General features: G+C 33.8%; 10 protein-coding genes. 3 read left to right on the top strand and 7 right to left on the bottom strand.

Going from position 1 to position 16,159, the window contains the following annotated elements; genetic code table 11:
* Positions 1–227 precede the first annotated feature (227 nt).
* Genes HNS40_RS13630 through HNS40_RS13620 form a run of 3 tightly spaced genes read right to left on the bottom strand, consistent with a single transcriptional unit; the run spans position 228 to position 3,646 of the window.
* Complete coding sequence (locus tag HNS40_RS13630; RefSeq protein WP_172281721.1) at positions 228–2,672, bottom strand: ABC transporter permease; 2,445 nt, start codon at positions 2,670–2,672, stop codon at positions 228–230.
* Positions 2,673–2,702: 30 nt separating this feature from the next.
* The gene (locus HNS40_RS13625) at positions 2,703–2,957 is read right to left on the bottom strand and encodes a hypothetical protein (RefSeq protein WP_172281719.1); all 255 of its coding nucleotides are present in this window, start codon (positions 2,955–2,957) and stop codon (positions 2,703–2,705) included.
* A 2-nt stretch (positions 2,958–2,959) separates the two neighbouring features.
* On the bottom strand, positions 2,960–3,646 hold the full coding sequence (locus HNS40_RS13620) for an ABC transporter ATP-binding protein (RefSeq protein WP_172281717.1): 687 nt from the start codon (positions 3,644–3,646) through the stop codon (positions 2,960–2,962).
* 246 nt (positions 3,647–3,892) lie between these two features.
* Here HNS40_RS13620 and HNS40_RS13615 point away from each other — a divergent pair, with 246 nt between their 5' ends.
* The 3 genes from HNS40_RS13615 to HNS40_RS13605 all read left to right on the top strand — a co-directional run bounded on the left by HNS40_RS13615 (position 3,893) and on the right by HNS40_RS13605 (position 9,654).
* Entirely contained in the window at positions 3,893–5,269 is a 1,377-nt protein-coding gene (locus HNS40_RS13615) for a sigma-54 dependent transcriptional regulator (protein WP_172281715.1), read from the top strand.
* A complete protein-coding gene (locus tag HNS40_RS13610) occupies positions 5,259–6,596 on the top strand; it encodes a PAS domain-containing sensor histidine kinase (RefSeq protein WP_172281713.1) in 1,338 nt (445 codons plus the stop codon). The genes HNS40_RS13615 and HNS40_RS13610 overlap by 11 nt, the downstream gene beginning before the upstream one ends.
* Before the next feature lie 61 nt (positions 6,597–6,657).
* Entirely contained in the window at positions 6,658–9,654 is a 2,997-nt protein-coding gene (locus HNS40_RS13605; protein ID WP_172281711.1) for a PAS domain S-box protein, read from the top strand.
* 83 nt (positions 9,655–9,737) lie between these two features.
* Here the strand turns inward: HNS40_RS13605 and HNS40_RS13600 are convergent, their stop codons facing one another.
* The 4 genes from HNS40_RS13600 to HNS40_RS13585 form a co-directional block, all read right to left on the bottom strand.
* Positions 9,738–10,889, bottom strand: coding sequence for a glycosyltransferase (locus tag HNS40_RS13600; RefSeq protein ID WP_216664174.1), 1,152 nt, complete (start codon positions 10,887–10,889; stop codon positions 9,738–9,740).
* A gap of 158 nt (positions 10,890–11,047) precedes the next feature.
* Positions 11,048–12,448 carry a hypothetical protein gene (locus HNS40_RS13595; protein WP_172281709.1) on the bottom strand — a complete coding sequence of 467 codons (1,401 nt, stop codon included), beginning with the start codon at positions 12,446–12,448 and terminating at the stop codon, positions 11,048–11,050.
* Positions 12,449–12,492: 44 nt separating this feature from the next.
* A complete protein-coding gene (locus HNS40_RS13590) occupies positions 12,493–13,551 on the bottom strand; it encodes a hypothetical protein (RefSeq protein ID WP_172281708.1) in 1,059 nt (352 codons plus the stop codon).
* 16 nt (positions 13,552–13,567) lie between these two features.
* Positions 13,568–16,159, bottom strand: a complete 2,592-nt coding sequence (locus tag HNS40_RS13585; RefSeq protein WP_172281707.1) for an SPOR domain-containing protein — start codon at positions 16,157–16,159, stop codon at positions 13,568–13,570.

Raw genomic sequence — 16,159 nt, 5'->3', positions numbered from 1 at the left:
TAATAGTAAAAATTAAAGGGGAAATGATCGAAAAACAAGAGTATATAACACGTTAGAAATACAAATAATAGATAAAAAGCTAAAAAAACTGTCCATTTAAGGAATCCTTACGTTATGCAACGGTCTTGAAGTTTGAAGTTGGAAACGGATTAACCCAGCTAAGATCAGCATTGTTGAACGAAGTAAAACAAAATCAAGCTTATCATTTCTTAAGGTCTCAACTTTCACTACAAAATATCTGCCGGATTGGATTTGGTAGCGACCCATGTTTTTATGCTGATAGTGAATAAACCTATTAAAACAGAAATAATGGCAGTAGAGATAAATGGCCAAATAGAAACATCAATAGTGAAGGCAAAATCCTCTAGCCAAGTATTGATAAAATACCAAGCTGGAATCCAAGCCAATACATTAGAGAATAGGATTAATAACACAAATTCTTTAGACATGGTGAACATCAATCGGCCAATGGAGGCGCCCAAAACTTTTCTAATTCCTATTTCCGCTTTTCTTTGCTCTGAAATAAATGCCACCAAACCATACAATCCTAAAGCTGCTAAAAATAGCGCAATAAAAGTGAAGAAATAGAATATCCTACCTAACCTATTATCGGAGCGATACATTGATTCATAAGCATCATCGAGGAAATAATAATTAAATGGAGTACGAGGCAAATGTTTATGCCATTTTCGCTCCACCTCAGAAATAAGACTGGCATGTTGCTGCCTTTCAATTTTTATAATGACATAGCGATAAAATGGAGGAAATATGTGTATCATTAAAGGGTCAACCTCTTGGTGTAATGAAGCGAAATGAAAATCTTTAACCACTCCAATAATCTTACCAACCTTAGGCTCCTTTACAGCATAATTAAACACCACTTCTCTTCCTATAGGATCCTCAATTTGGTATTTTCTAACAGCGGCTTCATTCAATATAAAAGCATTGCTGTCAGAATACACATCAAAAGAAAAAGTTCTCCCTTGTTTGATCTCAAACCCAAAAGAACCTAAGAAATCATGATCGGCACATAACATTCTTACCCCTAACCATACCTTATGTTTCTTCTCGTCTGGCAAACTATCATTATCGCTATTCAACGAAGGCATGTTTATTCCATAATATCCAAATCGCTCACCAGGAACATTGGAACTTCCAGTTACAGAAACCACTCCTGGGATTTTCAAGAAATCCTCCTTCAAGTCCACTAAATGTTCGAGACCACTATCACCACTCAATGGAACCACTACTACTTTATCCCTATTGAAACCCACATCACGATTCTGAATAAAACGAAGTTGTTGAGCTACGATTATAGATGCAATGGAAAGAAATACTGCTATACTAAATTGTGAAATCACTAAAAACCGTCTCAGAATCAAGTTAATTTTATTGTTTTTTTGCGCATTCAAGCGATTTGACAATACTGTTAAAGGGTTAAATGTAGACATTAACAAACTAGGATAAAGCCCTGAAAGGAGGGTGAGTGAAATGGTGGTTACCATAAGAAAACTAAGAATCTCGTATGACCAAATCATATTAATAGACAAACTCTTTCCCACAAAAGCGTTAAAAGTAGGGAATCCTAGTTCCACAATTACTAGAGCCGTAATGGTTGAAGTGAGTACTAATATAAAAGCTTCACTAATAAAGTGGAAGAAAATATTTTTCTGATGTGCTCCAAGCACTTTTCTGACTCCAATTTCCCGAGCTCTGATTACAGAACTAGCGGTCGCCAAATTAATATAATTGATACTGGCCAGAAGTAGAATAAATATTGCTATGGTAAGATAAATGAGGATATATTCGTAATTCCCATTGGTCTGATATTCTTTTTCAGCATCGCTTTTCAAATGGATGTCTGCTAATGGAACAAAAGCAATCTCTGCTTTTAATTTGGTAAACTTTTCTTTAGTCTCTTCACTTTTTGCCATGAGTTTTTGAATCTCATTCTGCAAATCATCCTGAAGGTATTTTTGCAATCGTATTTTTGAGTTCAAGTCATGGGTTCGCACATAGGTATAAAATACCATCGGTCCTGATGAATCAATTCTAGCATAAGACTCTCTCATTAACTCCACGGAAAAGACCACATCAAAATTTAAATGTGAATTGGCTGGAACCTGTTCAAATATGGCGGAAATCTCAAATTGTTCACCATCAGCTTCTATCTGTTTACCTAAAGGAGAAACCTCTCCATATAATTCCTTGGCTATATTTTCGGAGATCATAATCTGGTTGGCAGAACCCAAAACGCTCCCTGTCACTCTTTCCACTACGGGAAAAGAAAATACATCGAAGAAAGTGGAGTCGGCAAAAATCACCTGACTATTTTCAGCGGAGCGAGCATTGGCAAACAGAAAGGGAGGATTATAATAACTCATGATTCTACAGGTTGAAACATCCTCTGGCCCATGGGCCATACGCAAGGCAATATTTCCATCACATGTAGCCCAAAACTGGGTATAATCGCCCCAATCGTATTTTTCTTGAACCCGATAAATATGCTCATAATCTTCATGAAACTTATCGTAGCTTAGTTCATCGGTGATATACAAAAATATAAGTATACTAGTGGCTAAACCAAGTGCAAGGCCCAATACATTAATTAATGTATAAACCCTATTCTTGCTTAAAAACCTAAAACTAGTTTTTACAATATTTTTCAGCATATCTTGTATAATTCTCTCCTAATTTAATCTCTATTGTCTTTTTCTTCGCAGCAACACAGGAATTTTCACTTCCCCTTCCAGTCCTACTTCTAATACTTCAAATTGTGGGTCTATATTTTCTATGCTTTCTTTTACAAACTCTGCCCTTGTACTTTTTGTTGCACCTTTGGGGTACACAAAAACCTCTAAACGGTAGGTCACCATCTCTTCTCCTTGGGAAACCACTTTAATGTCTACACTTTCGTTGTTATCGGTATCTGGTATCAAAATTTTAACTTCTCTCATGATTAGGAAAATTTTTGGAGGATGTTTTCATTAATAATCTGTCCGTCGAACAAACGCAAAACCCTATTAGAATAGGAAGCATCTCTTTGGGAATGGGTCACCATAATAACTGTAGTACCAGACTTGTTCACCTCATCTAATAATCTCATCACTTCTTCGCCATGAGCTGAATCTAGATTTCCTGTTGGCTCATCTGCAAAGACAATTCTAGGCTTACCAACAACAGCTCTAGCAACTGCTACACGTTGTTGTTGCCCACCACTCAACTGGGTTGGAAAATTAAATTTACGATGAAGAATTTGCATTTTTTCCAAAATCTCGTGAACTCTTTCTTTACGCTCCTCGGTTTTTACTCCCATATAAATTAATGGAAGCTCTACATTTTCATAAACATTAAGTTCCTCAATTAAGTTATAATTCTGAAAAACAAAACCCATATTATGCTTTCTGATTTTTGAGCGCTCCTTCTCGGACAACTTTGCTACAGCGATTTCCATAAAAGCATACTCTCCATCGGAAGGTTCATCCAATAGACCAAGCAAGTTTAATAAAGTCGTTTTTCCACAACCCGAAGGTCCCATGATAGCTACAAACTCGCCTTTTTTCACTTCTAAATTCACATTCAACAGCGCCAAGGTTTCCACCTCACTACTTCTATAGACTTTTGTTAAGTTTCGTAACTTTATCATAATTTGGGCGTCTTAATAATATTGAACCGTCTCATTTGGCTAAGATAATCAATTAGTCATTTTTAAGAAATTGATAATAAATTAATTAAACATGAAACATTCAGTATGAAATTTTGCTCAAAAGTAATGCCAGTAGATATAAAAGTCTGATTAGCTGAATATCATAGAATATTTATTCAGAATATAACAATAAATATTGTTCGCTGGCGTTCATTTTTTTGTACATTTACGAACAAAATAATTAGTATGACAAAATCAGAAGCCAAACTTTTAGTAGTAGACGACGATAGAGATGTTCTATTAGCAGCAAAGCTATTTTTACGTCAACACTTCACCATTGTCCACACAGAAAGCAACCCTGAACGCATTCCTGATTTAATGAGGAATGAGAACTACGATATATTTTTATTGGATATGAATTTTTCTAAAGACGCCACTAGTGGTAGAGAAGGATTCATGTGGTTAAATAAGATTTTGGAAATAGACCCTGCGGCGGTAGTTATCTTTATCACAGGATATGGAGACATTGAATTAGCTGTTCAAGGTATTAAGGAAGGCGCTACTAATTTTATATTAAAGCCATGGGATAATAAAAAATTATTGGCGGAAATCACTGCCAATATTCAAATTAGAGAATCCAAAAAAGAGCTAGAAAACCTAAAGAATAAACAACAACTATTAATCTCTGATGCCGATTCTTTATTTGGTGAAATTATAGGAAACTCATCAGCAATTCGTCAGGTTTTAAATACCGTTCAAAAAGTGGCTAAAACAGATGCCAACATCCTTTTATTGGGCGAAAATGGAACAGGAAAGGAGATGATAGCTAGAGCCATACATCGCGCTTCTATGCGCCAATCAGAAGTATTTGTGACCGTAGATTTAGGTGCTCTTACTGAAACCTTATTCGAGAGTGAATTATTCGGGTATAAAAAAGGTGCTTTTACTGATGCGAAGGAAGATAGAGCAGGAAGGTTTGAAGCTGCTAATCAGGGAAGTCTTTTCCTAGATGAGATCGGAAATCTATCCTATAATTTACAATCAAAACTACTTTCTGTATTACAAAGCCGAAAAGTAGTCAGGTTAGGCTCACACAAAGAAACAGATATTGATGTGAGAGTAATATGTGCCACAAATATGCCATTATATCAAATGGTAGAAGAAGGGAAATTTCGTCAAGATTTATTATACAGAGTAAACACAGTTGAGATTCAAATTCCACCACTTAGAGATAGAACTGACGATATTCCTGATTTGGTAGATCATTTCTTAAAAATGTATTGTAAAAAATACAAACTCGATACAAAAAGGCTAAGTGTTGCCGCAGCAAAAAGATTAAAAAAGCACAGCTGGCCAGGAAACATAAGAGAATTGCAACATACAGTTGAAAGAGCAGTGATAATGAGTGAAGGAAACACCCTACAAGCTCACGATTTCTTTTTAAGCAAGCCTATTCATAAGAATGCACTTCTGAATGCGGATAACTTAAATTTAGAAGACACAGAAAAAATCCTGATCAGAAAAGTGATTGACAAGCATGGAGGAAATATTACTAAGGCAGCACATGAACTTGGACTTACTCGAGCTTCATTATACAGAAGAATAGAAAAATATGATCTCTAATACTTTTCGAACTTCAGTAGTTATTCGATTGGTATTCATCGTTATTAATACCTTTCTATTTATTTGGCTTTTTGAAAGCCATAATTACATCACTTCTACTATTAGTTTTGTGGTGATGATAATACAAATGGTATTATTGATAAAATACGTAGAACAAACCAATAGAAAGCTGACGCGATTTTTCGATAATGTAAAATATAATGATTTCACCAGTAGCTTTGTTTCTGAGAATAAGGGAGAAAGTTTTAATAAACTTAATGAGAGTTTTAATCAGGTTATTCAACAATTTGTAAAAACTAGAGCCGAAAAAGAAGAACATCACAATCAGCTTCAAACTATTGTCCAGCATATCAGTATTGGAATTATTACCTACCGAACTGATGGCACCATCGATATCTATAATAATGCGGTAAAACAGCTCTTCAAAATCAATAATTTAAAACATATAAAAGAGTTGGGATCTATTGATCCAGATTTACCAGAGAAACTGCTGCAACTTCGTCAGGATGATAGCAAACTGATCAAAATCTACCAAGAAGATGAATTGATGCAATTGTCGATTCAGGCTACAGAATTTAAGAAAAAAGGGGAGGAATATTTATTAGTCAGCGTAAAGAATATTCACTCAGAATTAGAGAGGAAAGAGATAGAAAGTTGGCAGAAGCTGATACGAGTATTAACACATGAGATCATGAATTCCATCACTCCTATTTCATCTTTGGCTTCTACAGTACAAGAATTACTTCCAGAGCGAGTTGACCATGCCATGGACGAGGATGATTTAGATAGCATGCATCAAGCCTTAAGTACAATAAGCCGCAGAAGTAGTGGTTTATTAGGCTTTGTTGAGGTTTATCGGGACTTAACTCGAATTCCTATGCCTAACTTCCAAAGAGTGGTAGTAAAAGACTTACTCTTTGAAGCCAAGCTTATGCTACTCCACAAAACGAAAAATGCTAATATTGACATTCAAATAGAAACTACACCTGAAAACATTGGTATCATGGCAGATCCCAATTTGATTGAACAGGTTTTAATAAACCTCCTCATTAATGCTTTTCATGCTCTTGAATATCAAGAAAATCCGCAAATCATCCTCACTTCTCGATTCAATAAAAACGAACATATTATTATTGAAGTGGCGGATAATGGGAAAGGTATAAAGCCCGATATTTTGGACAAAATATTTATGCCTTTCTTTACATCGAAAAAAGAAGGCTCAGGAATTGGATTAAGCTTAAGCCGACAAATCATGCATTTGCATAAGGGAAATATTTTTGTGAAATCCATTCAAGACAAAGGAAGTGTCTTTACACTAGTTTTCTAAATTGTATTTATTGATTTTTTTCGTATCTTCATGATTGCAAATTAATCAAAGAATACTAATAATGCCAAATTCTAACAAGCAACTTCAAAGAACTTTAGAGAAATCAAAGAGTATACTATTCTTCACTCTAAATCAAGAAATGATTATAAAGTCTTATAATCAAAAGTTCCGTAAGCTTTTCGATCTACCAAATTGCTCCGACCTTTTAAATCCATATACATTTTCAGAACTAATAAATGCGGATAAAAACAATATCCTCATTGAGAATATCCAACAGTTTCTACTTGATAAAGAAATTCCAATTCAACTTGTTCTTAAACATCCTAAAAACGATTTTGAACTTGAAATAAATAAAATTGAGGGATGTTCAGGTCATCATTCAGAATGGATGATTATTGGCCATCAAATCGATAACTTAGAAATATTAGAATCCTCTGAAAACAATTCAAGTATTAATGAAACCGATCTATTTGATTTGGCGGGAGATGGCATCATCATAGGCAATCATCAAGCAGAAATCATAAAGGCCAATCAAAAAGCCTATGAAATGACAGGTTATCAAGCTTCCGAATTATTGGGCCATCACATTAGCTTCTTATTTGATCAACATCAACTAGAAAAAAATCCGCTTCTTTTTCACAAGGTAAACAAAGGAGAGGATGTTAAAAAGGAGAGGCTGATCAATAGGAAAAACCAAGAACCTCTAACCATTGAAATGGTTTCAAATAAAACCAACAAGGGATATATCAGTATCATGCGTGATATTCAGGATAGAAAGAATGCAGAAAACACCTTAAAGGAACTTAAAAACAGACTGCTTTTTGTTACTCAAATGGATAGAATAGGAATTATTGATATTAATACTTCAACACTCAACATACGTTTCAATGATGAAATGAAAGAGATTTTTGAGAAATCTACAAAAGAGAATAATAAATTAGAAGATTGGTTAAATCTGATTCACCCTGAAGATGTTACTAAAATAAATCAAGGGTTTGATGAACTAAGAAAAACAGGAAAAGTTTTTGAATTTATCTATAGATTAAGATCTGTTGGAGACAAGTACAAAACGATAAAAGCCTCTGCAAACCTTTCTAATTTCGATAGCAAAAGTGAAAGTTTAATCGTAAGCTCCATAGATATTACCAACTCTAATTGGATCAAGTCAAGATTAGAAGAATCGGAACAAACTTTCAAAGCATTAACAAACGCAGCTACTGCAGCCATATTTATCTATAGCCACAAGTATTTATACACTAATCATTCTTTCGAGAAAATTACGGGTTATTCTTTTGCAGAAGTTAAGAACAAAGCATTTTGGTTTTTGGTCTCTCCTGAGCATATTGAAGTGGTTAGAAATCGAGGTCTTAATCGACTTGAAAACAGCTCTCCATCTGATAGTTATGAATTTAAAATCATTACCAAATCTGGAATTGAAAAGTGGGTGGAATTTGCAGCCTCCCCGATTAATTATATGGGAGAACCTGCCGCTATTGGTTCCGCGTTTGATATTACAGAAAGGAAAAACTTAGAGATAGAATTAAAAACGAATATTGACAAGTTGACCATTGAGCGTCAGAAAGTAATTTACTCAGAGAAACAATTTAGAGATTATCTGGAACAGAATTCAGCCGCCATGTTGGCCATAGAACCTATTACAAAAAACATCACCTTTGCCAATTATGCTGCTGCAAAACTCTACAAATATAATAGGCAGGAATTAATGGAGATGAAAATATACGACATTAATACACTTAGTAAAGCCGAGCTTGATGAAAAAATAAATAGCGTTTCTGTAATTGAATCGGAAGAACATAGTTTTGTACATAGGACAAAATATGGCTCGGAGATCAATGTACATATCAACCAAAGTTTCATCATTTCCAATCAAGAACCAAGTTTATTACAAATTATCCATGACATCAGTGAGGAGGTCACAAATAAAAACAAACTAATAGAATCGCATAATACCTATAGAAACATATTAGCGAGCATTTCGGAGATGATATACATTTTAGATGAGGATGGGAATTTCAAATATGTTAATGACTCGGCCATTAAAACTTATGGTTATGAATTCTCCTATTTTATTGGGAAGTCACCTGCCTTTTTATCGGCTCCCGGAATGAATGACCTGAATATGGTACAAAATGCAATAGAGAAAGCTTTTAATGGTGAACAAAACACCATTAGTTTTTGGGGACTAAGAAAAAACAAAACCATATTCCCAAAAGAAGTAGTTCTATCTCCTGGGCAATTCTTCGGTGAAAAGGTTACCATTGCGGTGTCAAGAGATGTGAGTGAGCATATTAAAATTACCAATGAGTTAACTGAGGCCAAAAACAAAGCAGAAGAGAATGACAAATTAAAATCATCTTTCTTAGCCAATATGAGCCACGAAATCAGAACTCCAATGAATGCCATACTTGGTTTTTCTGAACTTGTAAAAGACCCAAGTACCGATGAAAACGAGAGAACCCAATTCCTAAACATCATCAACAAAAGCTCTCATCACCTATTGCACCTAATTAACGATATAGTAGATATTTCTAAGATTCATGCCAATCAATTAAAAATTAATCATAACCAATGTCACTTAAATGCTTTACTTCATGAGAAATACATCTCTTTTAGAAGTGATTTGGATTTACTAAAAAACAAAGACATAAAACTTGAACTACAGTTTGGGCTGACAAATGAAAATGATTTAGTGATTACTGATACCAATAGATTGGAACAAATATTAAACAATATCATAGGCAATTCGATTAAGTTTACCCATAAAGGCAAGATCACTATATGTTATGAGTTAATAGACCAAGAAATCATTTTCAGCGTTACTGATACAGGAATTGGAATAGATCAAAAACAAAGAGAAATCATCTTTGAGAGATTTATGCAAGCAGATACATCCATTGGCCGAGAGTTTGGAGGAACTGGACTTGGCCTGGCTATTTCAAAGGCTTGCACAGAACTATTGGGCGGAGAAATCTGGCTAGAATCTGAGTTGGGAATTGGCACCAAAATGAGTTTTAGTATTCCATATATCACTAAGTAACTATCTTCCGTATTGAGAATTGTTTAATTAGTTTCTGTAATCAAATGTAAGATATTAGAATTATTAACCGCTTATTGAAAATGTTACAATCCAAACTCCTGAGCCTTCTGAGAAGACTTGCTCGGATTCCATGGGTCTTTATATGATGAAAGGAAGAATATTTCTTTAATATATGCCATAGTTCTAATAATTCTCATATAATATCCATTATAAATCATCATTAATGGAATAAATACAATCAGTTTAATTTCTTGTCGCCATCGCTCTGACAAAATTAAAACCACAAAGAACTGAAGCAAACTAGCAGTACCATAAAGCATAATTTTCAATGGAATGATGAAAGCCAGAAACTCTGCATTCACAACAATTATATTGATGATATAAAAGAACCATACAATATCAAGAATTAGGTTAAAAAAGATATTCTCAAAGAGTGCAAAGAAATCACTGAAATTAAACCGAGCATCTGGCATAAAAACATCCTTATGCTTCCTCAACCTAAAACGGATTAATGATTTATTCCATCTAAGTCTTTGCTTGGATAGTATTTTGAATTTTTCAGGAACATTTGTTAAGCCAATTGCAGTATGTTCAAAGTCGATCTTATAACCAAGCTTTCTAATCTTAACAGTAATATCCCCATCCAATCCTGGTCCAATATCCCATCCTCCAATTCTATCAAGGATATCTTTTCTAAAGGCACCAAAAGCACCAGAGATAATTTTGTAGATACCTAAATAAGAAGTAACCATTCGTCCAATAGAAATGGTTTGAAGGTATTCGATAGCCTGAACTGAGGTACATATATTGGTATTATAATTTCGAACCTTAATATTTCCTCCTACCGCTCCTACTTTTTTATCCAAATAAAAAGGAAGAATTATATTTTCGATTGCAGCAGAATCAAAGGAGGAGTCCGCATCTAAATGCACTATAAATTTACCAGTGGCATAACGCAGTGCCAAATTCGCAGCAGAAGCTTTACCACCTCTATCATCATTTCGTAAAAAGATATCAATATACCCATTTTCGTATAAACTTTTACAAATGAGATAGGTATCATCATCGGAGCCATCATCCACAATTACAATTTGAATATTTCTATATGTCTGTTCATTTAGAGAGTTCACTAACTTGTAGATGTGCTTACCTTCATTCTTGCCAGGAGCAATAACAGAAATTAATGGATTTTCCATTAAAAATTCCCTTCGGGCATTTTCTCTGGCCACCTTCATGGAACTGCGTTTTCGCAAATAAACAAAAAGCACAACAAAGTCCATCAATAAAAACCGAGGTGCTTCCAATAAAAAGAAATACCAGAAGATATTGAAAACTTTCTCAAAACCATTTGAGTACCAATACCAAAAAAACTCATCCCAAAAGGTATAAATCATCAGCCAGCCCCATTATTAGTTAATAAGCTATTTATAAGGTCATTATGGTTTTTAGTACTGTCTATGTTTTCAGCTTTAATCTTCACCATGATATTGGCTTCATCAATATTACTATCTATCAGCTTCTGAACAGAATGGCGTATATTGTTTAACAAACTTTCCAAACGAAATTTATCATTGTCAGGAGAAATAATTAAAAAAGTATTACTATTGATGAAAGTAAGTATATCAGTAGCTAAAGTTGCATTTTTAATAAACTCAGCCACTTCTGTAACAACCGTATTATATTTCACTCCCAAAGAATTGCTGAGCGCTGCAGGAGTTCTTAAACTCAAACTACCTGCACTACTAGTTTTACCACTGTTTTTGATTCTCTCAATTTCGTATTTTAAAAAGATATTAAAAGTTGAGAATCCTATAAACCCAGCCATTTCAGCATCTTGCTTTTCACTTGGAACTAGACCTCCTATTGCAGATTCTTCACCTAAAGCTGTTAACTCATAATTATATATCTTTCTTTCGAGAAGACTATCTACATTATGAACAGACTCACAACTCATACAGAGAGCCTGCATTACGGATTCTTGAAAATGATGTCCACAATTATTACAAGTATATATTAGACTTGGCTTGTCATAATCAACTCCAATATGGCGCAGCATCCTATTACATTTATTGCAAACCATTTGATCACCATTGATAAAATCGCTTTCGGGAGCCACGTTTGCACAGACAAAGTGATGAATCAAATTCTCGGTATATAAATCTGAAGTACTACATTTTGGACATACTTCTCTATAATTTAAAAAACCAGAGTAGCAATTATTACAGAGATGCACTAAATCTTCGTAACGTGGTCGTAAAAATTCTTTACTCACCAACTTATCGAGTATTGAAAACTTTTCCTCAGTATTTACATTTTGATAATGCAGAGAAAGTAATGGAAATGAATACCCAGTGTGTGATTTAGCAGAAATAATAGGCTTCATTCTACTTTGTCGTGTATAATAATAACGTAGTATTTTATTTAGAATTTTTATCTCTTGATCTTGATTATTTGTGGATTGTAGTTGTCTAATTCTCTGCTCAATGGCTTGAAAAGGACCAATAAAAGCTTCTTCTTGAAGACTATGAACTGTTCCATCAGTCAAAGATTTCGTAAAAGAATCAACATCTTCGTTAATGGACAGGATAAAAACAGGCGTTAAATAAATAGATTCAACAAAAGAAGAACGTATCTGATTTAAAAACCCTCTGCAACCCTCTTTATTCGAGTAATCCAAAATAATCACATCAGTAATCACCACTTTCTTAATATCCAGATTTGAGAAATCCGAAATAAAGAAAACTTCTTTATTACTCTGCGTTTGTACCTTTTTTCCAAATTGATCGTTAGCCATAATTCATTAATTTGAGAGTGATAGAAATATACTTAAAAAAGCATCTAGAAGTATCTGGTTTTAGAAATCCGTACTTCATAAAGATGGCGTTTTTTCCACTCATCTGCTACTTCTTCATTCTCTGGTACCAGACGAACCACTACTTTTCTTGAAAATCTAGCCTTATCTTCCACAAAATCTAGCGGTAACTCTTCTGTATTTATATAAAATTTATCTATGATTCCTTCACTCATGTCTCCATCTGCAAAGTTAACTGTTAAAGACTCCCCAAGTTCAAAATATTTAATGTCTTTTTGGTCTATATATCCTAGAATAAAAATTTCTTCAAAATCGTTGATCAGCATGACTATATCTTTCTTATAGGTAACCTCCTCCGCATCTTGATAGATCTTGCTTACTACACCATCCACAGGACTTTCATAATAATTCCAAAGCAGAACATCACCATCACCAGTATTTATAATTGGTTGATTCAATTTAGCTTGCTGCTCATAATAATTTAGGAGACTTAAATATTTCTTCAAATAGGTAATTTCACCCTCTGTTTTTTCAATATTCACATAAAGCTTGTCTATCTCCAAAATTGATTTCTTCAATTCTGCTTGAGGATAAACATCTAGATAAACTTCTTTTCGGGTTTTTTCTAATTCTTTCTCAATTCTTGCGATATTATTTTTAAAATCGCCAATTTCAATATAGCTTAGGTTGATCTTTTTCTGGGTTTGAAGCCGCTCTTTCAAATACCAGTCAGCACTGTTATTAGTAATAACAGCAGCAACTGCTGCATTAGCATTATCATCTTCTAAAAGATTCAAGCGATAATAAAACAAGGTATCTCCCTTATCAACTGTATCATGTTCTTGAACAAAATAATCAAAAACTGAAACATCTTCAGGAAATCCCACACTAAACTGTTCAGTGTGAACATGGCCCAACACATTCACATAAAAACTTTTACTAATGGCATAGTAAATTATTGAAATGAGTATGACGATAAACAGAATTAAATATATAATTCTATCCCAATTTATTCTTTTTTTAGGTGCTTCTTCTTTAACCCCTTTAAGAACTGTTGCTTTCGTTTTAAATTTAAACGGCTTCATGCGGCTAGGTTTTAATTTAATAAGTAACTATAAATGCTCCAACATTGCCCGATTCAGATCTATATCTGTCTAGAGCTTTTGTTGCATCATCTTCCGATGTATAGCTACCAATTGTGTATTTATAATAACCATTTATTGCTATTTCTCGAATATCTTTAGCTTTGAATTTCTCCAATTTGCTTTCAGTAAGTTTTACTTTACTTGCTGCTATCTGTATGCGATAAAAATTGATAGCCTCATTTTTATCTTGTGTTTTTTCTTCTTCAGTACCAGCTAATACTTGGCTTTTGGATTTCAACTGCAATTCTTGTTTTGCTATCACTTCCTTATCTTCTATATGGTAAATTTGAGCTCTAACACTCGCAACTAATTCCTCAGGTTGCAAGTCTATTTCATATCCTTTTTCGAATGTTTTAAAATCAACACTCATCATACTTTCATAATCAGAGAATGCAAAATTAGTAATACCTGTATTTTCAAATAAATCAGCCATATAATTCTCCAAATGCATTCGGTCAACAAAATCATTTCCCCTTAAAGAAAGTACCAACCTGTTTTTATCAAGATTCAATTCTGAAGCATAACTCTGCTCTACTCTATTTCTATTTGGAACGCCTAATTCATGAACATAAACTAAATCGAATTTATCGAAAATCCTATTCAGTAAACTCACATTTAAACCAGATGGAATACCAATACTTAATCTTACTTGTCCACTACTTGCTTGGGGAGTAATACTATTTACCCAATCACTCACAGCTACTTCGCTAATCTCGTTTAAACTGTCTTGCAGTAATTCCATTTCGTAATGCAAACCAATAATACGAGGATGGTTCCATTCTAATATTCGATTAACATCCTGGTTGACATTTGGGTATTCGCTATTAAGAGGAACTCTTTTCATAACAGAGAAAAATGTATTGGCCAGTTGAGTCTTCTCTAGTAATGTTGTAAGGTATAAAGGGATAGTGTCCTGTTCAGATTCTATCATCACATCAACAAACTCGTTTTTCCAAAGGTAATTGGCGATAGCAACTGGGCTGTGCTTTTCAACATCTTTTGTAGTAACAAACATTTTTACATTGCCATTATATCTTCCAGTGAAATCTTGAGGTGTTAGTACCGTAATAAAATCTGTTGGAGTTCGGTCTTCAAGATAAAAAGATAAGCGCACCAAATTAATGTACATTCGTTTTTTTAAATCAATGATTTCTGCTTCAATAGCTTTCTTGTCATCAATTAATCCCAAAGTAATAACCGGATTAAAAGCTACATCTCTATATTCTTTCTTCACTAACTCTTTACGAATCAACTCATCATTAACCATCTTTCTATAATAAAGGTCTTTGATTTGCTTAAGTTTAAATCCAAATTCAGCATAAATATTAACTAACTCATTATCGCCACCTTCTAATTCCTTCATTTGCTCAGACTGATAAACATTCTGTTGAGCTTTAATGAGCTTACCTTTATTATGAAATCGCAAAGGCACCCTTAAGGTAACTCCAGCGGAACCATAATTCTTAAAAGTATTAAACTCATCCATATACATATTGTATCTAACAAATGGTTTAAGTGTAATATCTTTCCACCATTTTAGATTATCCTTATATATGGCCAGTTTAATTTGAGTCACTGTATCTTCCGCATGATGATTATAATATATTCTCATCAAACTATCCAGGTTAACATCAAACAAAGGCAAATCATCAGCGGTCATAGGATTCGCTAATAAAGTATCAGGAATATTTGCTGGGATATGTTTATTAAAATTCTGCAATTGAAAAACCTGTTGATCTATATCTTCTAACTTAGCCTGATATTGGAGTACTTTTTCCCAACCCACATAGCGCAAATGATATAATTCCTTAGTAAACTCCAACTGTTTCTTCACTAGGTTTTTTCTCTCCTCAAGCACCTTTACTTTTCTAACATTAAATATATAGTTGATATAATTAAATAGGTAGCGGTAGTTTTCTTGCTCAGCATATTCCAAAGTTTCATACTCCTTAAGAATGGCTTGCATCTTCATTTGATGTATTTGATTATTGGCATCGAATAAACCACCTTTTATAATATCCCATTCCAAACCTACATAAAACCTTCTTTTAAAGGTAAGATCTTCGTCAACGGATATCCCTGGAGTAAAATTTTCAGTATAATCACCTCTCATATTTAAGCCCACATCACCTCTCTTGGCTTTAATCTGCTGATTCAAAGCTTCCTGATAAGCCTGCCCTACATCATTGGAAGTATAATTTGAAATAAAAATTGAATTTAATAGAGTTACATCGCCATGAACATCATGATAAACTGAGCCATTGATCGCATTCATAAATATTTCGCTTACGTCTTTTGCAATATGAAAGACATTAACAGTATCTGGAAGAAAATCACCATCATCTGGCATCAGGCTCTCAAGGTTTGGATCCTTATCAAAATCTGATTCCTTAGCCCATGTTCCTTGAATAGAAACAAAGGTTAACAGAACAACCAAAATAATATATTTTTTCAACTCAATCATAGCTTCAGTTTTCTTACCATCTATTTGTTTACTAGATGGTACTATTTCGCATGTATCAAATCTACTTATTCCATTTCTTAGCAT

The sequence above is a fragment of the Lentimicrobium sp. S6 genome, assembly GCF_013166635.1.
Taxonomy (GTDB): Bacteria; Bacteroidota; Bacteroidia; order Bacteroidales; family UBA12170; genus UBA12170.
This window is presented reverse-complemented; position numbering and strand designations above follow the sequence as displayed.